Source organism: Providencia alcalifaciens, from assembly GCF_020271745.1.
GTDB classification, from domain to species: Bacteria; Pseudomonadota; Gammaproteobacteria; order Enterobacterales; family Enterobacteriaceae; genus Providencia; species Providencia alcalifaciens_B.
This window is the reverse complement of sequence record NZ_CP084296.1, coordinates 732,416-758,723: the sequence shown is the minus strand read 5'-3', so window position 1 is coordinate 758,723 and position 26,308 is coordinate 732,416. Positions and strand designations below refer to the sequence as shown.

The window sequence follows — 26,308 nt, the reverse complement described above, 5'->3', positions numbered from 1 at the left end:
GATGATTCGCTTTGAACATGTGAGTAAAGCTTATCGCGGTGGCCGCCAAGCACTCCAAGGGGTAGATTTCCATCTACGCCCTGGGGAAATGGCATTTTTAACGGGTCACTCAGGCGCAGGTAAAAGTACATTGCTTAAACTGATTTGTGGTATTGAGCGCCCAAGTGCAGGTCATATTCTGTTTAATGGTCACGATATCAGCCGACTCAAAGACAGAGAGATCCCTTTTCTGCGCAGACAGATCGGCATGATTTTCCAAGATCACCATCTGTTATTTGATCGCACAGTCTATGATAACGTGGCGATGCCGCTGATTATTTCTGGTGCAAGTAGCGAAGATATTCGCCGACGCGTGAGCGCTGCATTGGATAAAGTCGGTTTGTTGGATAAAGCGAAAAACTTCCCAATCCAACTGTCTGGTGGTGAACAGCAGCGAGTAGGCATTGCACGTGCAGTGGTGAATAAGCCAACGATGCTTCTCGCGGATGAGCCGACAGGTAACCTTGATAACGAGTTATCTGAAGGCATTATGCGTTTATTTGAAGAGTTTAACCGTGTGGGTGTGACGGTATTAATGGCAACCCACGATATTGCGTTGATTGAACGCCGTAATTTGCGTGTATTGACCTTAAGCGAAGGTCGGATGCTTGGAGGTCAACATGGCTAAGAATGTCCGCAAAGCGAAGCCAGAACGTGCCATGCAATCAAAAAGCAAAGCACTCAAAGGTGGTTGGCGTGAGCAGTGGCGCTACTCTTGGTTAAATGCACTGGCTGACATGCTACGTCAACCGTTGGCAACCTTTTTAACTGTGATGGTCATAGCGATTTCATTAGCGCTGCCAAGTTTGTGTTATATCGTTTGGAAGAACGTTTCCCAAGCGGCTGAACAATGGTACCCGACGCCTCAGCTGACAGTTTATCTGGATAAGTCTCTCGATGAGCAAGGGGGACAAAATGTGGTGACTCAACTTGAAGCCCTTGACGGTGTCGCCCATGTGAATTACTTATCTCGCGACCAAGCGATATCTGAATTTCGTAGCTGGTCTGGCTTTAGTACTGCATTAGATATGCTAGAAGAGAATCCACTACCAGCGGTGGCAATTATTACCCCGAAACTGGATTTTGAAGGTTCGAATGCCTTAGCAACACTGCGCGACCGTGTCAGCCAAGTTAACGGCATAGAAGAAGTACGAATGGATGATAGCTGGTTCTCTCGCCTAGCCGCATTAACACGGTTGGTAGGACAAGTGGCATCGGTGATTGGCATTTTGATGATTGTTTCATTGTTCTTAGTGATTGGTAATAGTGTGCGGTTAAATATCTTTGCTCGTCGCGATACCATCAATGTGATGAAACTGATTGGGGCCACTGATGGCTTTATCATGCGTCCGTTCTTAAATGGTGGGGTTGTGTTAGGCGCCCTGGGTGCGGTGATCGCCCTCATTATGACATTCTTACTTGTGTGGCAGTTGTCTGATTTAGTGGCGCAAGTCGCAAGCGTATTTGGTACGCAATTCCACATTGAAGGGTTATTGTGGGAAGAGGCTCTGTTGATCATTCTTATGTCTGCAATTGTGGGCTGGGTAGCGGCATGGCTGGCAACATTACAACATTTACGCCATTTCAGACCAGAATAATGTAATTGATCTTATCGGTGCTAACTTATTGGCACCGATGGAAAAATGAATTTATGCGAACTTCTTTTCTAATTATGTGTCAGATATTGACCTGCGATTAACTATTCTTGTATATAATTTATTTAACGCGGCTAAGCTGATAGACTACGGTTTGTCTGTATCGAATCTCTCCCATTTCAGTACAATTCATAGAGGATCTTAATGACCAAAGATATGCAATCATTAGCGCTTGTTCCACAAGGAAGTATTGAAGCTTATATGCGAGCTGCCAATGCTTACCCAATGCTGACCGCAGAGGAAGAAAAGGAACTGGCAGAAAGGCTGCATTACGATGGTGACCTCGAAGCTGCTAAGCAACTGATTTTATCCCATTTGCGCTTTGTTATTCACATTGCGCGTAGCTATGCAGGCTATGGTTTACCACAAGCTGACTTAATTCAGGAAGGCAACATCGGCCTGATGAAGGCTGTGCGTCGCTTTAATCCTGAAGTGGGTGTGCGTCTGGTGTCTTTCGCAGTGCATTGGATCAAAGCAGAAATTCATGAATACGTTTTACGTAACTGGCGTATCGTCAAAGTCGCAACAACAAAATCCCAGCGTAAATTATTCTTTAATTTAAGAAAGAATAAAAAACGCCTTGGTTGGTTTAACCAAGAAGAGGTGGATATGGTTGCACAAGAGTTAGGGGTGAGCACCAAAGATGTGCTGGAAATGGAATCCCGTATGGCGGCGCAAGACATGGCATTTGATATGTCTGACGACGATGATAGCGGTGATTTCGGTGGTCCAGTTGCACCTGTGCTTTTTCTCCAAGATAAGTCTTCTGATTTTGCCAATACCATTGAAGATGATAACTGGGAAAGTCACGCAACGGACCGTTTAGCCGATGCGTTAGCCTCATTAGATGAGCGCAGCCAAGATATCATTCGCGCTCGTTGGTTGGATGATGACAATAAAACGACGCTGCAAGAGCTGGCCGATAAATACGGCGTTTCTGCCGAGCGGGTTCGTCAGCTTGAAAAGAACGCTATGAAAAAGCTGCGTCTTGCTATGGAAGATGAAGACGACGAGATGTAATCTCTCTTGTTCATCAACGTTATCTGCATTTATTTCCGCTTTATTAGCACGGAATATAAATGCAGATAACTGACTTACTAATTATTTTTGATAATTTTCGTTAGCGAGAATAGAGCTCTAAAGGTAGCCCATCCGGATCTGTAAAGAAGGTAAAACGCTTCTGAGTGTACGGATCGATTCTTATCTCCTCACACACCACCTGATTTTGTGCCAAATAGGCAATCCATCCTTCAATATTATCGACTTCAAACGCTAAATGACGTAATCCAGTGGCTTCCGGATAACTGAGTCTTTTGGGCGGATTTGCAAAACTAAACAGCTCAATCTGATAATGCTCTCCAAAAGCTAAATCTGCTTTCCATGAGTCATTCTCTGGACGGTAATATTCTGAGAGAAGCTGTAATCCAAGGATTTGGCAGTAAAAATGTTTACTCTTAGAAAAATCGGAGCAAATAATAGCAACGTGATGAATTTTATTAAGTTTCATACTAATGGCTCGATGTTTAGCTGCCAATGATGGGTTTCTTCCGTGGGTTGAAAACCACAAGCGATAAGAAATTTCTCCAAAGCGATTTTATTTTGCGGTTCCACGCCCTGCAAGTCAAAGATCCAATGGCGAATTTCAGGTTGTTGACGGCAAATGTCCTGTAAAAGATATAACCCAACGCCACGACGGCGTGTGATTTCACGGACATTAAAATCACGGACCGTACCTTGTTGTTGATTAATAACTACTTTAGCCGCAGCTAATAATCGCTCATTAAAACACGCCCCATAAAAAAGCACACCAGACTCAATGCTTTGTTCGAGTTGTATTCGATTCTGGTCTAGCCAGATCTTCGATAAGTCGATGTATTGTTGCTCAGTAGGATTGACCAGAGGGATGATGGTAAGTCTCATGTTGTTTTGATCCATTTCATGGTGCATGTTGCACGCTATTCTAACAGCAGAGTGATCTGTAACCGATTTTTTAATTTCAAAGAGAAAAATTTGGTATTGATGAATTTTCCGAGTTTCCCTCGGATTAAGCCAAATTTAACCGGAATATAACACTAGCATTTACAAAAAATACACGTTTTATCATTAGCTTTTTATTCTGCAATTGATGTAAATGGCTGCCTCATTCATTTGCTATTTAGCATAATTCTCTTGTTTAATGGTCTGAAATATATAGCCTTATTGGCTATGTTTTGAAATATCAGGCATTGAACCTGTCACTTATAATAATTGATTATAAATCAATCACAAACACTCACAATCATACACAATATTGATGGCGGGGACGCACGAATGAAGAATATTAATAAAGCATTATTAGCGGGTTGTATCGCAATGGCATTAAGCCCAGCAGGGTGGGCGAAAGAGATTAAAATCGCCGTCGTTGGGGCTATGTCAGGCCCTGTTGCTCAGTATGGTGATATGGAATTTACGGGGGCTCGCCAAGCCATTGCGGATATTAATGCGAAGGGTGGAATTAACGGTGATACATTGGTTGCCGTTGAATACGATGATGCCTGTGACCCAAAACAAGCGGTTGCGGTTGCCAACAAAGTGATTAACGATGGCATCAAACATGTTATTGGTCACCTCTGCTCCTCCTCCACTCAGCCAGCTTCCGATATTTATGAAGATGAAGGGGTTCTGATGATCACCCCTGCGGCGACCAATGCGGATTTAACCACACGTGGCTATCAGTTTATCATGCGTACAACAGGGCTGGATTCTGACCAAGGTCCAACCGCAGCAAAATACATCATGGAAAAAATTAAACCTACGCGTATTGCGGTGGTACATGATAAGCAGCAATACGGCGAAGGTTTGGCTCGCTCAGTACGTGAAAGTTTGAACAAAGCGGGTGTGAAGGAAGTGATGTTTGAAGGGGTCACTGCGGGTGATAAAGACTTCTCTGCACTGGTTGCTAAGCTGAAAAAAGAGAACGTCGATTTTGTCTATTTCGGTGGCTACTATCCAGAAATGGGGCAAATTTTACGCCAAGCGAAACAATCAGGCCTGAACATTCGCTTTATGGGACCTGAAGGTGTGGGTAACTCCTCACTGTCAAATATTGCAGGCGACGCCTCTGAAGGTATGTTGGTGACATTACCGAAACGTTATGACCAACTTCCAGCTAACCAATCCATCGTCGATGCGATTAAAAAGAAAAAAGAAGATCCAACAGGACCATTTGTATGGACAACTTACGCAGCAATCCAAGGCTTAACCACGGCGATGCAGCGTACAGGCAGCACGGAACCTGATGTACTGGCGAAAGATCTGAAAGCCAATCCAGTGGATACCGTTATGGGGCAATTAAGCTGGAAGCCAAATGGTGACCTGAAAGGTTTCGAATTCGGTGTGTTTGAATGGCACAAAGATGGAACCTCTACTGCACAAGAGTAATTCTCACTTGTATTGATAATTGATCATTGAGAAATGATATTCAGTGATGAGCTGGGAGCTTGGTAACGGGCTTCCAGCTTCTGCTCTCCATAGAGGGACAGTAGTTTGAAAGGATAATCTTATGTCAGACCAAATTCTGTATTTTATTCAGCAATTCCTCAATGGCTTAACGTTAGGAAGCACTTACGCGCTGATCGCTATCGGCTATACCATGGTGTATGGCATCATCGGGATGATCAACTTCGCCCACGGTGAAGTGTACATGATTGGTAGCTACGTTTCGTTCATTGTCATTGCGGGCTTAATGATGCTCGGTATCGATGTGGGCTGGATCCTTATTGCGGCGGCGTTTGTGGCGGCAATTGTGGTATCAAGCTCCTATGGTTGGAGTATCGAGCGCGTCGCTTACCGTCCCGTTCGTCACTCTAAGCGCTTGATTGCACTGATCTCGGCGATCGGGATGTCCATCTTCTTACAAAACTACGTCAGTTTATCTCAAGGATCCCGCGATCTGGCATTGCCAAGCCTGATTACTGGGCAGTGGGTATTAGGTGAAAGTGATGGCTTCTCTGCTATTGTCACCAAAATGCAGCTGACTATCTGGATTGTGACCTTCCTTGCGATGCTGGCACTCACGCTGTTTATCCGTTATTCCCGTATGGGGCGTGCTTGTCGTGCATGCGCGGAAGATTTAAAAATGGCAAGCCTACTGGGTATCAATACTGACCGCGTGATCTCTTTGACATTTGTGATCGGCGCGACGATGGCAGCCGTTGCGGGGGTATTATTAGGGCAATTTTACGGTGTAATCAACCCGTATATTGGCTTTATGGCGGGTATGAAGGCTTTCACCGCAGCAGTATTAGGGGGAATTGGTAGCATTCCTGGCGCTATGTTGGGGGGCTTGATCCTCGGCGTATCAGAGGCCATGACTTCAGCGTATTTAAGTACTGAATATAAAGATGTGGTTTCATTTGGTTTATTGATTGGTGTTCTGTTGATCATGCCAACTGGCATTCTGGGTCGCCCGGAGGTCGAAAAAGTATGAGAAAAGAAAATTGGATCAGTGCCATTATTGCCTCCGTCACCTTCTTTATTTTAGCCGTGTTTATGATGGGGCTAAAATTAGGCCTCGATGGTACTAAGTTGGTGGTGGAATCGGGGGGAGACGTTCGTTGGAATTGGATCTTCGTCGGCATCGCCATTATCTTTGTGTATCAATTGATTCGCCCTGCATTAAGCAAAGTGTGGCAAGGCGTGCCCAAAAAATCTTGGGCGTTACCGGATTTTGACGGTGGTTCGCTCAGACAAAAAATTATCGGGATCGCTATCATTATTGGGGCGATCATCTGGCCATTTTTGGTGTCTCGCGGCAGCGTCGATATTGCGACATTAACTTTAATTTACGTGATGCTGGGGCTGGGTTTAAACGTCGTCGTTGGGTTATCAGGTTTACTGGTACTTGGCTACGCGGGTTTTTACGCTATCGGCGCCTATACTTTCGGCTTACTCAACCACTATTATGATTTCGGTTTCTGGGAAAGTTTACCCATTGCAGGTTTAACGGCAGCATTAGCGGGTTTCTTATTGGGCTTTCCTGTACTGAGGCTGCGGGGCGACTATTTGGCGATTGTCACCCTTGGTTTTGGGGAGATCGTGCGTATTTTATTATTAAATAATACGGAGATCACTGGTGGTCCGAATGGGATCAGTCAACTGCCAAAACCGACCTTCTTTGGCTTAGAATTTAGCCGTACTGCTAAAGAGGGTTGGGACACATTCCATAACTTCTTCGGCTTAGATTACAACCCCGGCGACCGGATCATATTCCTCTATTTTGTGGCGCTGTTGCTGGTGGTGATCACCTTGATCGTCATCAGCCGCTTGTTACGAATGCCATTAGGGCGTGCGTGGGAAGCGCTACGTGAAGATGAAATTGCGTGTCGATCATTAGGCTTAAGCCCGACGCGTATTAAATTAACCGCCTTTACGATCAGTGCAACATTCGCAGGGTTTGCTGGAGCGCTATTTGCCGCACGACAAGGGTTTATCAGCCCTGAATCCTTCACTTTTGCCGAATCTGCCTTTGTACTGGCGATCGTGGTGCTTGGTGGAATGGGATCGCAAATATCGGTGATTTTAGCCGCGATCATCTTGGTGGTATCAAGGGAGATGATGCGAGATCTGAATGAATACAGCATGTTGCTACTGGGTGCATTGATGGTGCTGATGATGATCTGGCGCCCACAAGGGTTATTGCCGATGCAGCGTCGTCAAATGAAACTGAAAAGTGCGCAGGGAGGGGGATCACAATGACGACAACACCTTTACTGCAAGTCAGTGGATTAACCATGCGCTTTGGTGGTTTGTTAGCCGTCAACAATGTGGAACTGACGTTGAACCAAGGGGAAATTGTTTCATTGATCGGCCCTAATGGTGCAGGCAAGACCACTATATTTAACTGTTTAACTGGTTTTTATAAGCCAACTAGCGGGTCGATTCTCTATCGAGACAAGCATCTTGAAGGGCTTCCGGGTCAAGCCATTGCTCGCCTTGGGGTAATCCGCACGTTTCAGCATGTACGCTTATTCAAAGAGATGACGGTGATTGAAAATTTATTAGTGGCTCAGCATCAACATCTTAAAAGCAGTATTTTCTCTGGCTTACTGAAAACCCCTGCATTTCGCCGGGCAGAAGCCGAAGCAGTGGATAACGCCGTGAAATGGCTAGAGCGGGTTAATCTTTCTGAATTTGCTAACCGTCAAGCCGGAAATCTGGCGTATGGTCAACAGCGTCGTCTAGAAATTGCACGCTGCATGGTCACGCGGCCTGAAGTTTTGATGCTGGATGAGCCAGCGGCAGGGTTAAACCCGAAGGAAACTAACGATCTGGATGAGCTAATTGCGGAGCTGAGAACTCATCATAATGTCTCTATCTTATTGATAGAACATGATATGAAATTAGTGATGGGAATTTCTGACCGAATTTATGTGGTGAACCAAGGAACGCCTCTGGCGAACGGGACACCGAACGAAATTCGCCAGCATCCTGATGTGATAAAAGCCTACTTGGGAGAAGCTTACTGATGCTGGAATTTAAACAAGTTTCCACCCATTATGGGAAAATTCAGGCGCTGCATGATGTCAGCTTAAATATTCAAAAAGGTGAGATTGTCACGCTGATTGGTGCTAATGGTGCAGGAAAAACCACGTTGCTCAGTACGTTATGTGGTGACCCTCGCGCATCCTCGGGCCAGGTGCTTTATCGGGGAGCGGATATCACGCAGCTACCAACACCGCAAATTATGCGTAAAGACATTGCGCTAGTGCCGGAAGGTCGACGGGTATTCTCTCGTATGACCGTTGAAGAAAACCTGGCGATGGGCGGTTTTTTTGCGGATCGCCACCAATATCATGAACGCATTGAACGGGTTTATTCGTTATTTCCAAGGTTGCATGAACGGCGTAGCCAGCGTTCAGGAACCATGTCAGGTGGTGAGCAGCAGATGCTTGCCATTGGACGGGCGCTGATGAGCCAACCTGAATTACTGTTATTGGATGAACCTTCATTGGGATTAGCGCCAATTATCATTATGCAAATTTTTGACACCATTTTGCAGCTACGGGAAGAGGGGATGACCATCTTTTTGGTGGAGCAAAATGCCAACCAAGCATTGAAGCTCGCTGATCGCGGGTATGTGTTAGAAAATGGACATATTGTTTTGGAAGATAGTGGAAAAGCCTTACTGGCGAACGAAGCGGTACGCAGCGCCTATTTAGGCGGATAACTTAGCTAGGCGAATAACTTAACCGTACCGTCAGTTAATATGGTTGTAAGTTAACAAGCATCGTGCAAAAACACCCCATAAAATATATCGGATATTTATGGGGTGTTTTATTTGGTGATTATATAAAAGTAAAATTTTTTCGCCATGAATAGACAGTGATAAGCATAGAGGGTATGTATCGCTTGCAACGCTTGTTAACTTAATGTGAGGCTTATCCCATTTCTGTTATTTGCTTGTTTCTACATAGAAAATCAAATGTATATACAAGTTTTTGTGTAGAAACAGCACCCTAGTTCTTGTTGTCTAACTTTTCTCCATCTCCCTTCTCCACTGTAGAGACAAAAATTAAAATTTTAATGTATATACTTTGTGAACTAAATGTATATATATTTAATTATCAACTAAGCAAACACAGCAGAAAGATCGCTTTCAACCGTTTTTATTTTCCATTTAACGAATTGATTTTAATCTTAAATTAAAATTTTTTACGGTATTGAAATGATCTATCAGCCACAATCTCAACAATGATAAATAACCAAAATTGTTAATTTTGAGTTAAACCAATTGGATGGATAGGGGATAAAAGAATGTTAAACCGTACAGATTCAACGCGCGTGATCCGTGCCCCGCACGGTAGCGAAAAGAGCTGCAAAAGCTGGCTGACTGAAGCCGTCTACCGCATGATCCAAAATAACTTAGACCCAGATGTCGCTGAGCATCCGCAAAGCTTGGTGGTGTACGGTGGAATTGGGCGTGCAGCCCGTGACTGGGAATGCTATGACAAAATTTTAGAGGTCTTAAAAACCCTCGAAGACGACCAAACATTGCTGGTGCAATCAGGTAAACCGGTCGGCGTTTTCCCAACTCACGTAGATGCGCCTCGCGTTTTAATTGCTAACTCAAACATTGTTCCTCATTGGGCGAATTGGGATCATTTCAACGAATTAGATCGCAAAGGTCTGATGATGTACGGGCAAATGACAGCTGGCTCATGGATTTACATCGGTTCACAAGGGATTGTGCAAGGTACCTATGAAACCTTCGTTTCATTGGCAAAACAGCATTTTAACGGCAACCCAGCAGGACGTTGGATTCTGACGGGCGGCTTAGGCGGTATGGGAGGGGCGCAGCCTTTAGCGGCCACCATGGCTGGCTTTAGCATGATTGCGGTTGAGTGCGATGAAAGCCGTATCGATTTCCGTTTAAGAACCCGTTATGTGGATAAAAAAGCCACTTCGCTCGATGAAGCGTTGGGCTATATCGAAGAAGCCAAAGAGAGCGGTAAGCCAGTCTCCGTGGGCTTATTGGGTAATGCGGCTGACGTGTATAGCGAGTTAGTCAAACGCAATATCACGCCAGATTCAGTCACCGACCAAACCAGTGCCCATGACCCAGTACACGGTTATCTGCCACAAGGTTGGACATTAGCCCAGTGGCGTGACAAGCAACAAAGCGCGCCAGCCGAAGTGACCAAAGCCGCGAAGAAAAGTATGGCAGTGCAGGTGGATGCCATGCTGCAAATGCAAAAACGTGGCTCAGCAGCGTTTGACTACGGCAACAACATTCGCCAAATGGCCAAAGATGAAGGTGTGAATAATGCCTTTGATTTCCCAGGATTTGTTCCGGCGTATATTCGCCCACTGTTCTGTGAGGGGATTGGTCCATTCCGTTGGGTAGCGCTGTCGGGTGACCCTGAAGATATCTACAAAACCGACCAAAAAGTTAAAGAACTGCTCCCAGATGATAAACATTTACACAATTGGCTGGATATGGCGCGTGAGCGTATTGCATTCCAAGGTTTGCCCGCGCGTATTTGTTGGGTGGGGCTGAAAGACCGTGAAAGATTGGGACGCGCCTTTAACGAAATGGTGAAAAGCGGCGAGCTAAAAGGCCCTATCGTGATTGGGCGTGATCATCTTGATTCTGGTTCCGTTGCTAGCCCGCACCGTGAAACCGAATCTATGAAAGATGGTTCTGATGCCGTCTCTGATTGGCCATTACTCAATGCGTTGCTGAACACCGCAGGTGGGGCAACGTGGGTGAGCTTGCATCACGGTGGTGGTGTCGGAATGGGCTTTTCGCAACACGCTGGCGTGGTGATTGTGTGTGATGGCACCGACGCGGCAGACAAACGTCTTGCTCGTGTGCTGCACAACGACCCTGCAACTGGGGTAATGCGCCATGCGGACGCCGGTTATGACATCGCCATTAACTGTGCTAAGCAACAAGGCCTTAACTTGCCAATGGTCAAGTAATGTCGAATGCCGGCTCTATGGAGTCGGCACCTTTTAGCCTCACATAAGGAATTCACGATGAATGCGGCAATGACTCAAAGACCACACGGACCGCTGGCTGGGATCAAAGTGATTGATTTAAGCCGTGTGCTAGCAGGGCCTTACTGCACTGGCATGATGGCAGACTTGGGCGCAGAAGTGATCAAAATCGAAGTGCCTGATCATGGTGATGATAGCCGTCATCTTGGTCCTTTTATTGACGGTGAAAGTGTTTATTACGGACTGATCAATCGCGGAAAACGCAGCATTGAGTTAGATCTTAAAGACGATGGCGATCGTCAGATTTTATTTCAATTGATCAAAGAGAGTGATGTGGTGGTGGAAAACTTCCGCCCTGGCGTCACGAAGCGTCTTGGGATCGATTTCGACAGTGTTAAACAGCTTAATCCCAATATTATCTACGCCAGCATTTCAGGGTTTGGACAAAATAGCCCCCTTGCGAGCTACCCAGCCTATGACATTGTGGCGCAAGCCATGTCTGGGTTGATGAGCGTGACAGGTTCCCCTGAGTCAGGCCCTACGCGCAGTGGTGAATCCATCGGTGATGTCTGTGCGGGGGTTTTTGCCTCATGGGCGATTAGCAGCGCGCTGTTTGCTCGCGAACGTCACGGTGAAGGTGCGCAATATATTGATGTTGCCATGGTGGATGTGCTGCTCAGTATGCAGCTTACGGGATTATCCAACTTATTTGCCAATGGTAAGGCGCCAAGTTTAGTGGGGAATCGTCACCCTGTTTCAACACCATTTGATACCTACCAAGCAAAAGATGGTTTGGTGGTGATTGCGATTGCCAGTGAAAAACTGTTTCAACGTTTCTGTGAATGTATGGGGAAACCCGAGCTATCCCAAGATGCACGTTACTTGAGCGACCCAGTTCGAACTATCAACCAAGCCGCGCTACGCCAAGAGATTGAAAGCTGGACAGGAACCAAGCGTGTCGAGGAAGTGTGTGACTTACTGCTTAATGCGGGGGTTCCAGCCTCGCCTATCCACAATTTACAGCAAGCGACGCAAAGCGAGCATGCCGAAGTTCGTCAGGTATTAACCCACTTAAATGATGGTGGTACCCCTTTGATTTCTCAGCCTGTTTTCTTCAATGGCGTGAAACCGAAAGTGACCCAAAGAGCCCCCGCTCTTGGGGAAGGCAATGAACGGTATAAATCGATAGCCACAGCTACGACTACAACCACAACAATAAAAAGCGCGGAGACGATGCAATGAGTTTTGATATTAATGAAACCGAATACGCTATTGTAGATGCCGTTGAAAAAGTGTGTCGCGATATTCTGCAAACGAACGCTCAACGCTATGACGAAGAAGAAATTTTCTGTGCGGAGAGCTTAACCGCGCTGGGTGAAATGGGCTGTTGGGGAATTAACTTACCGGAGCAATACGGTGGTTTTGGCATTGGCAGTATTGCCATGAGCATGATTGTTGAAGCGGTGGCAGCGGCTTGCGCCTCAACATCATCCGCATTGACTGCTCATTTCTTAGCGACAGATTCTATCCTGATTGGCGGGACGGAAGAGCAAAAAAATTATTGGTTACCTAAAGCAGCAAGCGGTGAATTACTGGGTGCGTTTGGATTAACAGAGCCAGCCGCAGGTTCAAACCCCGCGGATATGCGCACGACAGCAACCCGTGAAAATGGTGGTTGGCGTATTCGTGGTAACAAACACTATATTACTAATGCCAAAGAAGCGGATTTTATTGTGCTGTATGCCAAAACGGATGTTGAAGCCGGATCTCGTGGCATTAGCGCGTTTATGATCCCTAAAGGAACGGAAGGCGTCGCGTTTTCTCAACCAGAAAAAACCATGGGGCTGCGTGGTAGTACCATCTATGAATTAGCACTCAACTGCTGGTTACCTGAATCGGCATTACTGGGAGAAGAGGGCAAAGGTTTCCATACGGCGATGGAAGTGTTGGATAAAGGTCGTGTGGAAGTGGCCGCAACCTCATTGGGGATCGCCCGTGCAGCCATGGAAAGCACATTAGGCTGGGTGAAAGAGCGTCAAATTGGTAAGAAGCCGCTGGCGGCCTATCAAGGGACGCAATGGAAACTTGCCGATATGCACACGCAACTGGAGGCGGCGCGTATGCTGACATGGAATGCAGCTGAGCTGCGCGACTCTGGACAGCGTTTTAGTTTGCAATCAGCAACTGCAAAATTGTTTGCAGCGGAGTGCGCCGGTTTTGTGACGGATGCAGCGCTGCAACTACATGGGGGGTATGGTTATATTCGCGATCTACCCCTAGAACGCTATGTACGAGATGCCCGTATTTTGCGTATCTTTGAAGGGACGTCAGAAATTCAAAAAATCATTATTTCGCGCGCCGTTCTCGACGCTTAATTTTGATGTGTTCGACCCGATAGGTAAGACAGGACTTATCGGGGTTTTTCCAGATAGTTAGTTTCTAAGCAATAACAGGAGCACTACCCTGACAACAGGATCATGGACTTAAAAACACAACAACAATCAGGTTTAAGAATGTATTTCAATTATTAATGATGGGTAGATAAAACAATAATATACCTGTATCACGTCAAATATCTGTGCTCATAACATAGAGAATTCATTGCTGACGACTAATTGGTCCATTCTTTAAGCCAGCCTTGCTTAAAGAGGAATTACCATGACAGTTTCTAACGATATCATAGGGCAAAAGCAGTCTCGCCAAGATAATGTTCCGCTTATCGAAGCACGTTCCATTGACTATATTCCTGAATCTGAACGACACGGTACTTTGTCGAGCCAATTCACACTGTGGTTTGGGGCTAACTTACAAATCACCGCGATCGTTACGGGCGCACTAGCTGTTGTACTGGGGGGCGATGTATTTTGGTCGTTGATTGGCTTGTTTATCGGTCAATTACTGGGGGGCGCAGTGATGGCACTTCATGCTGTGCAAGGCCCGAAGCTGGGTCTACCTCAAATGATCTCCAGCCGTGTTCAGTTTGGGGTTTATGGTGCCGTCATTCCGATTTTATTGGTCTGTATGATGTACGTCGGGTTTTCTGCCAGTGGAACCGTATTGGCGGGGCAGGCAGTGGGGCAATTACTGAACGTCAGTGATTGGATGGGGATCGTGATTTTTGGGATTGTTATCATTGGTATCACTATCTGCGGTTACCGCATCATCCACATTCTCGGTAAAGTAGCGAGTGTCGTCGGCGTTATCGCATTCTTCTATCTATTCTTCCGCCTGTTCTATATGAATGATGTATCTGTGTTATTGGCAAATCGTCATTTTGATTGGACAAATTTCCTATTAGCTATGTCGCTATCGGCTTCTTGGCAGATTGCTTTTGGCCCTTATGTCGCGGATTACTCCCGCTATTTGCCGACCAAAACCCCAACCATTAAAGCGTTTTTAGCGGTGGGTTCAGGCACGGTGATCGGGACTCAAGCCTCGATGATTCTGGGGGTATTTGCAGCAGCGCTTGCAGGTAATCAATTTGCGGGGCATGAAGTTTCCTACATTGTTGGCTTAGGCAGCACGGGCTTAATTGCAGCACTGCTGTATATCAGTATTTTCTTTGGCAAAGTGACGATTACGGCTCTGAATGCTTACGGCAGCTTTATGTCGATGGCGGCAATCTGGTGTGGTTTCCGTGGTAAGCACCAGATTTCCCGTAGTCAGCGTCTGTTATTTATTATCCTCATGGTGAGCTTTTCGACGATTTTAGGCCTTGCTGGGCAGCACTCATTCTTAAAACTGTTCTCGGCTTTCTTGCTGTTCTTATTAGCGTTCTTTACGCCATGGAGTGCGATTAACTTAGTGGATTACTACTGGGTGACGAAAGGCCGCTACGATGTCCCGCAATTATCTAACCCGAATGGTCGTTATGGTCGCTGGAACAAAGTAGGGATCATCACCTATGTGGTCGGCGTATTGATCCAAATGCCATTTATTGCCACTGGTTTCTATACAGGTCCGTTGGTTGATAGTCTAGGCGGCGTGGATATTTCGTGGATCGTCGGTTTAGTTGCCACCAGTATTATCTATTATGTCGCCGTAAAAATTTGGCCAATGTCAGTGGCGCCAAGCCTGATATTGCCAGAAACCAAATAAGGTTTATTTCTTAGATAACATCTTAATTTTCTAACGATAAAAATAGTCAGTGATGGCGTCCTAGCAGTGAACTCATTCACTGCTATGGGCTCTCTCAACTCAAAATAGCGGTAATAAAGTGCGCGATAGGAGTGGTTATGAAAATTTTAGTCGCAGTAAAACGGGTCATTGACCATAACGTCAAAGTGCGGGTTAAAGCCGATGGCTCAGGGGTGGAGCTTGCCAATGTCAAAATGGCGATGAACCCGTTTGATGAGATTGCGGTAGAAGAGGCGGTACGTTTAAAAGAAGCAGGAAAAGCCACCGAAGTGGTGGCGGTCTCCATCGGCGAAGCCACGGCACAAGATACATTGCGCAGTGCGATGGCGATTGGGGCTGACCGAGCTGTTTTGATTCAAAAACCCGCCGAGATGGCGCTAGAGCCACTCGATATTGCCCGTCTTTTGCAGCAAGTGGTGAGTCAGGAGCAACCGGATTTAATTTTACTCGGCAAGCAAGCCATTGATGATGATTGCAACCAAACAGGGCAAATGCTTTCGGCGCTACTGGGTTGTGCGCAAGCCACATTTGCCTCGCAAATTAAGGTTGAGGGCGAAAAGCTGCAAGTTACTCGCGAAATCGATGGCGGCTTAGAAACCTTATCCATGGGGCTACCTGCGATTGTGACCACGGACTTGCGTTTAAATGAACCTCGCTATGCCACATTGCCTAACATTATGAAGGCAAAGAAGAAACCATTAGACATCATTGATATTACTACACTGAATTTTAGTCCGTTAGGGCAAGTAAAAACTGTAAGCGTGACTGAACCGAAAAAGCGTTCTGGACAGTGCACCATGTTGAATGATGCCGCCACGTTAGTGACTGAACTGCAAGCCAAAGAAGTGATTTAACAGGGAGCCTGAACATGAGCCAATTATCCGTTTTAGTTGTTGTTGAGCACGATAACCAAACCATTAAATCTTCAACCTATAACAGCATAACGGCTGCACGCGAAATCATTGCACAGGGCGGAAGCCTGCATGTGCTGGTGGCGGGAAGCCAAGTGGCTGCGGTGGCACAATCCGCGGCATCCATTCTCGGCGTCGAAAAGGTGATCACAGTCGATGCCGAGCCGCTCAAAAATGCGCTGGCGGAATCCATGACAAGCGCTGTGGTTGCCGTGGCGCAAGGCTATAGCCACATTATTTTTCCCGCGACCACATTTGGTAAAAATATTGCCCCTCGCGTTGCTGCCACACTGGGTGTTTCTCAGATTTCCGATATTACCCAAGTGGTGGATGCACAAACGTTTGTCCGCCCAATTTATGCCGGAAATGCGCTGGCAACGGTACAAAACAATGGAAATCAAGTGGTGATCACTGTACGCAGCTCTGCATTTTCAGGGGCCGTTGTTACCCAGTCCCCTGCAGGAATCGAACCTGTATCAGTTGCGCAGTTAACTCAACTTTCGGAACTGACTAGCCAGTCATTAACCCAGATGAGCCGTGCGGAATTAAGCTCTGCCAAAGTGGTGATTTCAGGGGGACGTGGTTTAAGTTCTGGTGAGAATTTTGCTTTACTGGAAACCATCGCCGACAAATTAGGGGCTGCGGTGGGGGCATCCCGTGCGGCAGTGGATGCGGGGTATGTGCCAAATGATTATCAAGTAGGACAAACGGGCAAGATCGTCGCGCCAGATCTGTATATTGCAGTTGGGATCTCTGGCGCCATTCAACATATCGCTGGCATGAAAGAGAGCAAAGTGATCGTGGCGATTAACAGCGATCCGGAAGCGCCAATTTTCCAAGTGGCAGACTACGGCATTGTGGGGGATCTGTTTGAGATCTTACCTGAATTCGATAAAGCGCTGGCGTAGGAGAGAGCAAAATGACTATCGACAATAGCGTGAATATTACGGAGTCTCCAGCGCGAGAATCTATGGAGTTTGATGTCCTGATTGTCGGTGGTGGGCCTGCAGGATTATCGGCGGCAATTCGCATTAAACAGCTTTCGCTGCAAACTGGTCGGGAGCTCAGTGTCTGCTTAATTGATAAGGGCGCCGAAGTCGGGGCGCATATTTTATCGGGTGCAGTCATCGATCCCCGTGGACTGAATGAGTTACTACCTGACTGGCAGCAAACTGTTTCTGCCTCACTCACCGCCGTCAGTGAAGATCGTTTTTTATGGCTCAAAGAGAACAAAGCCAGCAAATTGCCATTATCTTTGTTACCCGCTTGCCTGAAAAATCACGGTAATGTGATTGGTAGCCTTGGACAAGTCAGCACAGCACTTGCAGCGGAAGCGGAACAACTCGGCGTAGATATTTTCCCAGGGTTTGCGGCTACCGAAATCCTTTTTGATGGGGCAGGGCAAGTTATTGGCGTCACTACTGGCGATATGGGGCTAGACAAACAAGGCAACCCGACTGCCATGTATCAAGCGGGTATGAACCTATTAGCCAAAATGACTTTTTTCGCGGAAGGATGCCGAGGGCAGTTAGGTAAACAGTTAATTGCCCATTTCGATTTAGCGGAAAATCGTGGTAAACAGACTTATGGGTTGGGTCTCAAAGAAATTTGGCAAATTCCCAAAGAGCAGCATCAACCAGGGCTGGTGGTGCATTCAATCGGCTGGCCGTTGGATAACCAAACCTATGGGGGCGGATTCGCTTACCACTATGGGGAAAACTTGGTGGCAGTAGGGCTGGTGGTAGGGCTAAATTATGAAAACCCCTATTTATCCCCGTTCGATGAATTTCAGCGTTTGAAAACTCATCCTACCTTCAGTGCTTTTTTGCAAGGGGGGGAACGAGTGAGTTATGGGGCGCGTACCATGGTGGCTGGAGGGCTACCCGCATTGCCAGAATTAAGTTTCCCCGGCGGTGCATTAATTGGAGATGATGCGGGCTTTTTGAATGCAGCACGCATTAAAGGCAGCCACTGCGCGGTGAAAAGCGGCATGTTAGCAGCCGAGGCTTTATTTGATTCGTTCGCCGAGGATGGTGTCGATTACGCGGAATTTACCCGCCAATTTCAGCAAAAGTTCGAACAAAGCTGGTTGTATAACGAGCTTTACCAGACCCGTAATTTCAAGCCGTATATGAAAAAAGGGTTAGTTATGGGGTCATTGATGTTCGGGGCAGAGCAATGGCTATTAAAGGGGCGTAGCCCTTGGACGCTGAAGCTCAAACTGGATGATCATCAAGGGCTTAGACCTGCTAGTGAATTTCAGCCGATCCACTATCCAAAACCGGATGGCAAGCTGTCATTTGATAAACCCTCGTCGGTGTTTTTATCTAATACAAACCATGCGGAAGAGCAGCCTTGTCACTTGCGTTTAAAAGATAATGAAATTCCTATTCGCGTGAATTTATCCACTTATGCGTCACCGGAAACACGATATTGCCCAGCGGGTGTGTACGAAATAGTGGGTGATCAGATGCAGGAAAAACTGCAAATAAATGCGCAGAACTGCCTGCATTGCAAAGCGTGTGATATTAAAGACCCTCTGCAAAATATTACGTGGACAGCACCGCAAGGGGGAGAAGGACCTATTTATCAAGGCATGTAGTTTATTGTGACGATACAGTTTGTTGTGATGTTGATGTGTTGATACCTGACGTGATTTCTGTGATGTGGAGATTATCGAACGGTATTTTTAGTTGTTTATCAGTCGTTTTGGGGCCAGAGAGCCCCATTTTTTATGGTTATTTTATGACTTCTTATCGCTGAAGATTAACTTTCAATGCGGGAATGTAATTTCAATTTATAGCGTGAGCCTGCGCTGATCATATTGACGTAGCTGATCAACGTACTGCCCGTCCATGTGCGGCGGCTTAGCTGTAAGCAAGGCGCATGTTCTTTGATGGATAAGGCTTGAGCAATAGGTTTACTGGCTAAAATTGCTTCAATGGTGTGCTCCATTTCACTGACAGGGAAATGGCGTTGTAAATAGCCACTTGGCGTTTCATTATTGCCAAAATGTTGCCGAACAAATTCAGGGGCAATCCCGTGATTTACATAGCGTTCTTCTAGCATCAGTGGAATGTCATTTTCAAAATGTAGCATTTTGCAGTAGCCAATATTGCTGCCTTCCGTCACGCCAAGTTGTAGGGCAATTTCTGCGGTGGCAGGGATAATTTTTAGCTGTAACTGGTGGCCAGCATATTTATTCCCATTAACTGAAATTTCATCAAAAATATCAAAGGCTTTGGTGACTGGAAGCTCATGCTTCTGAGTGGCAACAAAAGTCCCTTTCCCTGCAATTCGATTTAAGATGCCTTTCTGACTGAGTTCAGAAATCGCTTTATTTACCGTCATACGGCTAACATTAAACTGGGCACATAACTCAAGTTCAGTGGGGATCTGAGTTTCGGGTTTGAAAATCCCTAAATCAATACTCCGTAGAATGTAAGATTGAATTTGCTTGTAGGCCGGTTTTGATGTCATCGCGTTTATTCAAATTGTTGTTAATGGTAGGAATAAAATAACTGTTTCTTGGGATGTAATTTATTCAAAATAACTCATCTGCGCCAGTCTAGCAGTAATTATTTCCTTTACTATAGCCTGGTTGCATTTTAAGAGTAAAACAGGCATTTATCAGCGTTTAACTGATTATGCCCTTGAGCCTGTAATTATCTGAATTGTTCTATTATAGGGTAAGTTTAACTAGGGCAATATACCTTTATTTATTATCATAATGTTAAATTAACTATAACAAATAGGCATCATTGATGGGTGTTCAATATTTTCACGTTAAGCTAATTCAGTGCGATTATAAACAGGTTTCACCTGAGGGCATGGTGAGGCTAATGACCTCGGATAAGGTGTTTTTTTTCAACGCTGAAGATTTTGAAAACAGCCAAATATTTTTGAAACGGTTGAATAAAGACGACACGTTGATTATTTCTGCTGAACAGCTGAATGATGGGAGCTATTGGCTCAATTGGGTGTATCACCCAGAATATGGTCGTTTGGAACCTGATAGAAACCTTAAATTTGACAAAGGGTTAGTAAAACAGTATCTGCTATCACTTGGACTTGCTGCACTCTTTATCCCCGCATTTTTTTGCGTGTTTAATGATGAAGAGAACACATGGTTAATTGTTTTAGGGGCATTATTAGGCATGGCGGCTTTTGTGGGTGCCGTTCTGCTGTCTATGTGTATTTCACAAACCTTCACTATTTTTAGCCGAAAACGAAAAACCATCTTACGCGCATTAGATTTAGTCATAGCGGGCAAGTTTCAGATAATTTCTGGCGAAAATCTGATTCAGATTGAGGGAATTAAAAACCCGAAACCCAAACTGCTCAAAATAGATTCTCGAAAGCAAAAGCCTATCCCTGAAACCTCATTACAGGTGACAAAAGGCAAAGTGAATATTAAGAGTATCAAGACGATTGAATATTATTATCGCGGGGGAACATATACCCGCAATGAAGTAGAGCTTCAAGTGAATAAAAGCCATTTGAACCTCAAATTAGATGGCTCAAAACCTTTCTTTAATAACCACAGCTTTTTTCTCGCTCAAGGGGATGAGGTCGAAGTCTATCACTCCAAAGTTGAACATGGGTTTCCCGAGAGCGTCGTATTTGGCCTGTATAACCACCAAGATAATTTAGCTTACACACTGTCTGCTCGAGGCATGGCGCAAGAACGTGGGCTGTATCTGGCATTATGGGGGATCACAGGCATTATTTTGGCGTTATTCTTGGCGATTTTTGGCGCGACAGCAATTAGCGATATTGTCGACAGGGGAAATCACTGGGATTATTGGGATTGGTTGTATTTGCTCGATAACGACCTGATATTTATTGGTTTTGCCAGCTCGATAACTCTGGGTATCTGTTTCTTAATTGCCTTTGGTATGGCGGCGTATTATCGGTTTTCGAAACGAGGTAATGGCTATTACCAAACCCAAGCTGTCTTGAGCGCATTACGACGCCAACAAGGTAAAGATGCTTATGTCATGGAGATACGCTAATGAATCCGTTTCTAAGTTGGCGTTTTCTGGTGACAGGTGCGGTTTTCTTGGTGTGTTTAGGATCAACACTGATGCTGGTATTTGGTGGAAATGATACGTCATGGCAGTGGAAAGAGAGCAGCCAAGAGAGCAATGCTTATATTGCGGATTATGATTATGCCAAAACGTACCCTGCGAAAGACGGCACGCTGATTATTACGCAGAAAAATGGCCGCTCATCCTACTATTACAATCGGTCAGATTTGTTTTCGCTTGCACAGGAAGATAGTTATCAGGTGTTATTTGCCAATAAAGATGGCGTGCGTTTTATCACGCAATTTAGCGACAGTTTTTATAATGCGGTGTGTGAAGAGTCTCAGTGCCTTTTAATGGTGCGTGATGGGTACCGCACTGTGAATTTAGCCGATAATTCGATTACACCGCTGACACCTTGGAAAGAGGGGGATGGTGAATACATTTATGCGGCAATTACCGGGAAAATATACCAAAGTGGTCAGGGGGAGCCTTATGTCCTGATCGACAACCAAAAGATCTTCACGAGTGTGGATAAAGGGCTTACGTGGCAATATTTGATGGATCCGCGTGAACTTGTAAAGCGTTTTTATCCTGAAGAAATCGCGGATAATTCAACATTTTCTTATGCAGTTCATGATGGCAATGTGATTGTGTGGTACAGCTACGGTAACGAAATGGGGTCTCTTGAAGTGGTGGTGAATATCGCCGAGAAAAACGTGGTGAGCCACCGATGGTTGCCTATTCGTATTAATGAGGCGGTTCAGAATCAGAAAGGGGATATTTATCTGGCAGCTCAGGAGCCTTCTCGCCGATTATTTTCCCTTTATCAGTATCAAGGTGGAAAATTTAAGCTGATTAAGGAAGCGGGCTATAACCATCTGCAAGATATGGTTATCTGGGATGATGGCTTGCTGGTGATGGAATCAGCAAGAAGCGGACAGAAATGTTTGATCCTCGATTTTACTAGCAATCAATTGCACCGCCGTTCAGAGTTAGAGTGGTATCAAAAATTATACATTCCTGAATTACGTGGATTCATTGAGTTATCAAGTCATTACAGTGATTCACCAGCGTTAACCGCAGGTGAGAAGGTGCATTACCGTCTCGCGTATTAATTTCAACGTATTAGTTTCAACATTGAATAGGGGCGATATGCCCCTATTTGCTAACTCTCCAGCTAGTTATGGGCGTTTTCGTGGTAGTAAAATCACCGCTATTGCCGCTATCACCGCCACCACCGAAAAGGCGATAAAGTTCCAACTGGTCGCTATCCCCAAACTGGCGATATACGCGCCAAACATAGGGCCTGTCATCGCACCAATTCGTGAGAAACTTAATGCCCAGCCGGTCGCTGAAGCGCGGGCTTTTGATGGGTAGTAATTAGCGATATAGCCTGTCAAAATCAGCGCTGCGGAAATACTGCCAACCCCAGCAAATGCCACAAGTAAATAGTTAATATAGATATTTTGCTTGAAAACCATACAGCCAATGCCAACCGCGCCGAGCAAGAAGAAAAAGGCAACCGAGCCACGGACGCCGCGTTTATCCGCGATTTTTCCTAAGAATAAGCCCCCTAATGCGGATGCTAAGCTAAATACCACAAGGAAGGTTAGGCTGGAACCTAAGTTATAGCCTTCTTTGCGCATAATCGACGGTAGCCACGTATTTAAGCCATACACCAGCAACATGCCGCAGAATAGGGCTATCCAGAAACATGCGGTTGCGCGTAAATGTGTCCACGCAAAAACCACGGAGACTATCTCTTTTAAACGTTGAGGTTGCTGTTTTTGCTGTGCTGGAGGTGCTTGATATTCAAGGTCTAATTTCTGTGCTAGAGATTGCGCTTCGGTGTGGCGCCCTTTGTGAGTCAGAAATTCAAGAGATTCAGGTAAGATGCGTGCCATTGGCCAAATTAACAAAAGTGGTAATGCGCCAAAGCCAATCACACTGCGCCATCCAAATTGTTCTAGCAACCACATGGCGACCAGTGCGGCGCTGAGGATCCCCAGTGAGTAACCGGAATACATAATGCCGTAGTTAAAAGAACGTTTTTCAGCAGGGGAATACTCGATGGTTAACGCTGCTGCTACGGGAATAACCCCCCCGAGTCCAATTCCACCAATAAAACGCATCAACCCAAACATCCAAGGTGTTGGGGCAAGGGCGGCGGCAAGCATCGTTAATGAAAAGAGCGTGACGCAGGCTAAAAGCATACGACGGCGACCGTAGAGTTCACTCAGCGTACCGATAATAAATGCCCCAAAGAACATGCCGACTAAAGCATAGCTGCTGAGGGCGCCAAGTTCTAACGGGGTAAGGTTCCATTGTTTATATTCTGCGAGGGTGGGAAGAACAGCGCCCATCACGCCAACATCATAGCCTTCAAATAGAATGCTCATCCAGCAGATAAATAACACTTTCGAGGTGGTTTTTGTGGCGCCAAAAGATTTAATCGCGACAGTCTCTGTTGTCATACATCACTCTCTTATGGGGTGCTTAGTTAGGTTGAATGCAGAGTTGCAGGTATTTTTATTATTTAAATTGCCGCTTATACACTCATCTTTTCTGCAATAAATAACAATTGAAATTGTTAGCAAAAAGTTAAAATTATGCATTAATTGGATAACATTGGCAGTAAACATAAAATAGTGATGACGGCTGGGAATTTATCCACAAAATAAAACTCTAATGTGAAATTGCCATTAAATTGTTACGTAATAAAAAGGTATTGTATGAACTTAAAAGCACTGTGTCTTGTTGGGATTACTATTGCGGCATTACCGATGTTGTCATCAGCAAAATCGACTTCACCGTTAAAATCTCCAGAAAAAAATGTGTTATGTGATAAATATGTGTGCGTTAGTGCCAAAGAGGGCGTTTCCGTTGCATTAACGAAAAAATATTTAGGTGATAAACGCGCGAAAGCGATTGAGCAAGATGGCGATTTTGATAAAACGGCAATGACGTTTACCAATGGAATTTTTTGCGATATTAACGAGCAAAAATGCCATATGGACCGCTACTTTGAGGCGGATGGTAAACGAAGCGCAGTATCCAAAGAGTACACTCAAAAACTGTTTGGAAAATAATAGTTATATTTAGATTGTTAAAATTCTCCCTAAAAGTAAAGCCGTTGTATAAGGCTTTACTTAATTAAAATAAAGTCAAATTTAAATGACTTTTTAACGTTAAAAAATTAAGTTTAAAATTACTATTTGTTATTTAATTTTAAAGTGCTCTCAATTTATTAACGTTTATTTAATGGCTATTTAGATAAATAATATTGTGACTCTAATCATAGTGTAGGCTAGGATTTAATGCTTTTTGTGATGCAGGTACAAATAATAGACAATTGCTATTATATTTATCTAAAAATTGTTATATACCATACTCAAGGTTGTACTAATTCCTTGCTAATGGGAGTCATAGTATGTTTCTTTTAAGTAAGTTGTTAATGTCGAGGCGCTTCTTCTATTTGAAGAAATGGTTCAATATTGATATTTCTTTAGCCTTTTTCTTTCCGCAAAAATAACCTTTCTTTTTTCTCTCTCTCAAGATCTATTCGCTTATTTTTATAAGTTCGAATTTCTGTTTTTATTATTTAATGAAAAATTAAAGGTATTATCATGGCTAAAAGAATCGTAGAACCATTCCGTATTAAAATGGTAGAAAATATCCGTATTCCATCAAGAGAAGAACGCGAAGCGGCATTAAAAGAGGCGGGTTATAACCCATTCTTACTACCGAGTAGTGCTGTTTATATTGACCTGTTAACTGACTCCGGTACTAACGCAATGAGCGACCACCAATGGGCAGCGATGATCACAGGTGATGAAGCGTACGCGGGTTCTCGTAACTATTATGATTTAAAAGATAAAGTTAAAGAGATGTTTGACTACGACTATGTGATCCCGGCTCACCAAGGTCGTGGTGCTGAGAACATGTTATTCCCTGTTTTACTGAAAGTGAAACAAGAACAAGGCGGCGCGAAAAAGCCAGTATTTATTTCTAACTTCCACTTTGATACTACCGCTGCCCACGTTGAATTAAATGGCTGTAAAGCGATTAACATTGTTACAGAAAAAGCCTATGACTCAGAAACTTATGATGATTGGAAAGGCAATTTCGATATTCAAAAATTAAAAGATAATATTGCAAAACATGGTGCTGAAAACGTGGTAGCGATTGTTTCTACCATCACTTGTAACAGTGCGGGTGGTCAGCCAGTTGCGATGGATAACTTGAAAGAAGTTTATGAAATCGCAAAACAGCATAATATCTTTGTGGTAATGGACTCTGCACGTTTCTGTGAAAACGCGTATTTCATCAAAGAGCGTGATCCAAAATATAAAAATTCCACAATTAAAGAAATTATTCTGGATATGTACAAATACGCTGATGCGCTCACTATGTCAGCGAAAAAAGACCCACTGTTAAACATTGGTGGTCTGGTCTGTATTAAGAATGACGAGAAAATCTTTACATTGGCAAGACAGCGCTGCGTACCAATGGAAGGCTTCGTGACCTACGGTGGTTTAGCGGGTCGTGATATGGCAGCAATGGTACAAGGCTTAGAAGAAGGGGCTGGGGAAGATTACCTGCATTATCGTATCGGTCAGGTGAAATATCTGGGTGACCGTTTACGTGAAGGCGGTATTCCAATTCAGTATCCTACTGGCGGACACGCTGTATTCGTGGACTGTAAAAAACTGGTTCCACAGATCCCAGGTGACCAATTCCCTGCGCAAGCTGTGATTAACGCGCTGTATTTAGAGTCGGGTGTTCGTGCTGTTGAAATTGGTTCATTCCTATTAGGTCGTGATCCTGAAACGGGTAAACAAAAACATGCTGATATGGAATTCATGCGTTTGACTATCGCTCGACGTGTTTATACCAACGACCATATGGATTACATTGCAGATGCTCTGATTGGCTTGAAAGATAAATTCGCAACTCTGAAAGGTTTAGATTTCGAATATGAGCCACCAGTATTAAGACACTTCACTGCAAGATTGAAACCCATCAAATAATAGGTAGTTCTGCGGGTTCCCGTGCA

General features: G+C 44.9%; 23 protein-coding genes. 19 read left to right on the top strand and 4 right to left on the bottom strand.

The window, feature by feature from the left end:
- Position 1 precedes the first annotated feature (1 nt).
- The 3 genes from ftsE to rpoH all read left to right on the top strand — a co-directional run bounded on the left by ftsE (position 2) and on the right by rpoH (position 2,714).
- On the top strand, positions 2-667 hold the full coding sequence (ftsE, locus tag LDO51_RS03395) for a cell division ATP-binding protein FtsE (protein WP_154627782.1): 666 nt from the start codon (positions 2-4) through the stop codon (positions 665-667).
- A complete protein-coding gene (gene ftsX / locus LDO51_RS03390) occupies positions 660-1,637 on the top strand; it encodes a permease-like cell division protein FtsX (protein WP_132496629.1) in 978 nt (325 codons plus the stop codon). The genes ftsE and ftsX overlap by 8 nt, the downstream gene beginning before the upstream one ends.
- A gap of 201 nt (positions 1,638-1,838) precedes the next feature.
- Positions 1,839-2,714, top strand: coding sequence for an RNA polymerase sigma factor RpoH (rpoH, locus tag LDO51_RS03385; RefSeq protein ID WP_108478418.1), 876 nt, complete (start codon positions 1,839-1,841; stop codon positions 2,712-2,714).
- A gap of 100 nt (positions 2,715-2,814) precedes the next feature.
- On the opposite strand, the gene LDO51_RS03380 is transcribed toward rpoH, so the two are convergent.
- A complete protein-coding gene (locus tag LDO51_RS03380; RefSeq protein ID WP_225576350.1) occupies positions 2,815-3,201 on the bottom strand; it encodes a VOC family protein in 387 nt (128 codons plus the stop codon).
- Positions 3,198-3,614 carry an aspartate 1-decarboxylase autocleavage activator PanM gene (gene panM, locus LDO51_RS03375; protein WP_225576349.1) on the bottom strand — a complete coding sequence of 139 codons (417 nt, stop codon included), beginning with the start codon at positions 3,612-3,614 and terminating at the stop codon, positions 3,198-3,200. Before panM ends, LDO51_RS03380 begins: the two co-directional genes overlap by 4 nt.
- Positions 3,615-4,004: 390 nt before the next feature.
- Here panM and LDO51_RS03370 point away from each other — a divergent pair, with 390 nt between their 5' ends.
- The 12 genes from LDO51_RS03370 (at position 4,005) to LDO51_RS03315 (ending at position 18,824) form a co-directional block, all read left to right on the top strand.
- Positions 4,005-5,114: a branched-chain amino acid ABC transporter substrate-binding protein gene (locus tag LDO51_RS03370; protein WP_225576348.1), complete on the top strand. Its 1,110-nt coding sequence runs from the start codon at positions 4,005-4,007 to the stop codon at positions 5,112-5,114.
- A 121-nt stretch (positions 5,115-5,235) separates the two neighbouring features.
- Positions 5,236-6,162, top strand: coding sequence for a high-affinity branched-chain amino acid ABC transporter permease LivH (gene livH / locus LDO51_RS03365; RefSeq protein WP_225576347.1), 927 nt, complete (start codon positions 5,236-5,238; stop codon positions 6,160-6,162).
- Complete coding sequence (locus LDO51_RS03360; RefSeq protein ID WP_225576346.1) at positions 6,159-7,430, top strand: high-affinity branched-chain amino acid ABC transporter permease LivM; 1,272 nt, start codon at positions 6,159-6,161, stop codon at positions 7,428-7,430. The genes livH and LDO51_RS03360 overlap by 4 nt, the downstream gene beginning before the upstream one ends.
- A complete protein-coding gene (gene livG, locus LDO51_RS03355) occupies positions 7,427-8,200 on the top strand; it encodes a high-affinity branched-chain amino acid ABC transporter ATP-binding protein LivG (RefSeq protein WP_225576345.1) in 774 nt (257 codons plus the stop codon). Before LDO51_RS03360 ends, livG begins: the two co-directional genes overlap by 4 nt.
- Entirely contained in the window at positions 8,200-8,901 is a 702-nt protein-coding gene (gene livF / locus LDO51_RS03350) for a high-affinity branched-chain amino acid ABC transporter ATP-binding protein LivF (RefSeq protein ID WP_154627776.1), read from the top strand. The genes livG and livF overlap by 1 nt, the downstream gene beginning before the upstream one ends.
- Positions 8,902-9,488: 587 nt before the next feature.
- The gene (gene hutU / locus LDO51_RS03345; protein ID WP_225576344.1) at positions 9,489-11,156 is read left to right on the top strand and encodes a urocanate hydratase; all 1,668 of its coding nucleotides are present in this window, start codon (positions 9,489-9,491) and stop codon (positions 11,154-11,156) included.
- A 57-nt stretch (positions 11,157-11,213) separates the two neighbouring features.
- The gene (locus LDO51_RS03340) at positions 11,214-12,416 is read left to right on the top strand and encodes a CaiB/BaiF CoA transferase family protein (RefSeq protein ID WP_225576343.1); all 1,203 of its coding nucleotides are present in this window, start codon (positions 11,214-11,216) and stop codon (positions 12,414-12,416) included.
- Positions 12,413-13,549, top strand: coding sequence for an acyl-CoA dehydrogenase family protein (locus LDO51_RS03335; RefSeq protein WP_225576342.1), 1,137 nt, complete (start codon positions 12,413-12,415; stop codon positions 13,547-13,549). The genes LDO51_RS03340 and LDO51_RS03335 overlap by 4 nt, the downstream gene beginning before the upstream one ends.
- 283 nt (positions 13,550-13,832) lie before the next feature.
- A complete protein-coding gene (locus tag LDO51_RS03330) occupies positions 13,833-15,272 on the top strand; it encodes a purine-cytosine permease family protein (RefSeq protein ID WP_225576341.1) in 1,440 nt (479 codons plus the stop codon).
- Between the two features lie 137 nt (positions 15,273-15,409).
- Complete coding sequence (locus LDO51_RS03325; protein WP_225576340.1) at positions 15,410-16,165, top strand: electron transfer flavoprotein subunit beta/FixA family protein; 756 nt, start codon at positions 15,410-15,412, stop codon at positions 16,163-16,165.
- Between the two features lie 14 nt (positions 16,166-16,179).
- A complete protein-coding gene (locus LDO51_RS03320; protein ID WP_225576339.1) occupies positions 16,180-17,130 on the top strand; it encodes an electron transfer flavoprotein subunit alpha/FixB family protein in 951 nt (316 codons plus the stop codon).
- Between the two features lie 11 nt (positions 17,131-17,141).
- On the top strand, positions 17,142-18,824 hold the full coding sequence (locus LDO51_RS03315) for an electron transfer flavoprotein-ubiquinone oxidoreductase (RefSeq protein ID WP_225576338.1): 1,683 nt from the start codon (positions 17,142-17,144) through the stop codon (positions 18,822-18,824).
- A 164-nt stretch (positions 18,825-18,988) separates the two neighbouring features.
- Here LDO51_RS03315 and LDO51_RS03310 read toward each other — a convergent pair whose 3' ends face one another.
- Positions 18,989-19,702 carry a UTRA domain-containing protein gene (locus LDO51_RS03310; protein WP_225576337.1) on the bottom strand — a complete coding sequence of 238 codons (714 nt, stop codon included), beginning with the start codon at positions 19,700-19,702 and terminating at the stop codon, positions 18,989-18,991.
- A 362-nt stretch (positions 19,703-20,064) separates the two neighbouring features.
- Between LDO51_RS03310 and LDO51_RS03305 the strand changes: the two genes are divergently transcribed.
- Both LDO51_RS03305 and LDO51_RS03300 read left to right on the top strand, forming a co-directional pair.
- Positions 20,065-21,237: a hypothetical protein gene (locus LDO51_RS03305; protein ID WP_225576336.1), complete on the top strand. Its 1,173-nt coding sequence runs from the start codon at positions 20,065-20,067 to the stop codon at positions 21,235-21,237.
- Complete coding sequence (locus LDO51_RS03300; RefSeq protein WP_225576335.1) at positions 21,237-22,367, top strand: hypothetical protein; 1,131 nt, start codon at positions 21,237-21,239, stop codon at positions 22,365-22,367. Before LDO51_RS03305 ends, LDO51_RS03300 begins: the two co-directional genes overlap by 1 nt.
- Before the next feature lie 66 nt (positions 22,368-22,433).
- Here the strand turns inward: LDO51_RS03300 and LDO51_RS03295 are convergent, their stop codons facing one another.
- Positions 22,434-23,726: an MFS transporter gene (locus tag LDO51_RS03295; protein WP_225576334.1), complete on the bottom strand. Its 1,293-nt coding sequence runs from the start codon at positions 23,724-23,726 to the stop codon at positions 22,434-22,436.
- A 258-nt stretch (positions 23,727-23,984) separates the two neighbouring features.
- Here LDO51_RS03295 and LDO51_RS03290 point away from each other — a divergent pair, with 258 nt between their 5' ends.
- Positions 23,985-24,341, top strand: coding sequence for a YcgJ family protein (locus LDO51_RS03290; protein WP_225576333.1), 357 nt, complete (start codon positions 23,985-23,987; stop codon positions 24,339-24,341).
- Between the two features lie 537 nt (positions 24,342-24,878).
- Positions 24,879-26,282 (top strand): tryptophanase, encoded by a 1,404-nt coding sequence (locus LDO51_RS03285; RefSeq protein ID WP_036956054.1) that lies wholly within the window; start codon positions 24,879-24,881, stop codon positions 26,280-26,282.
- The last annotated feature ends 26 nt before the right edge of the window (positions 26,283-26,308 follow it).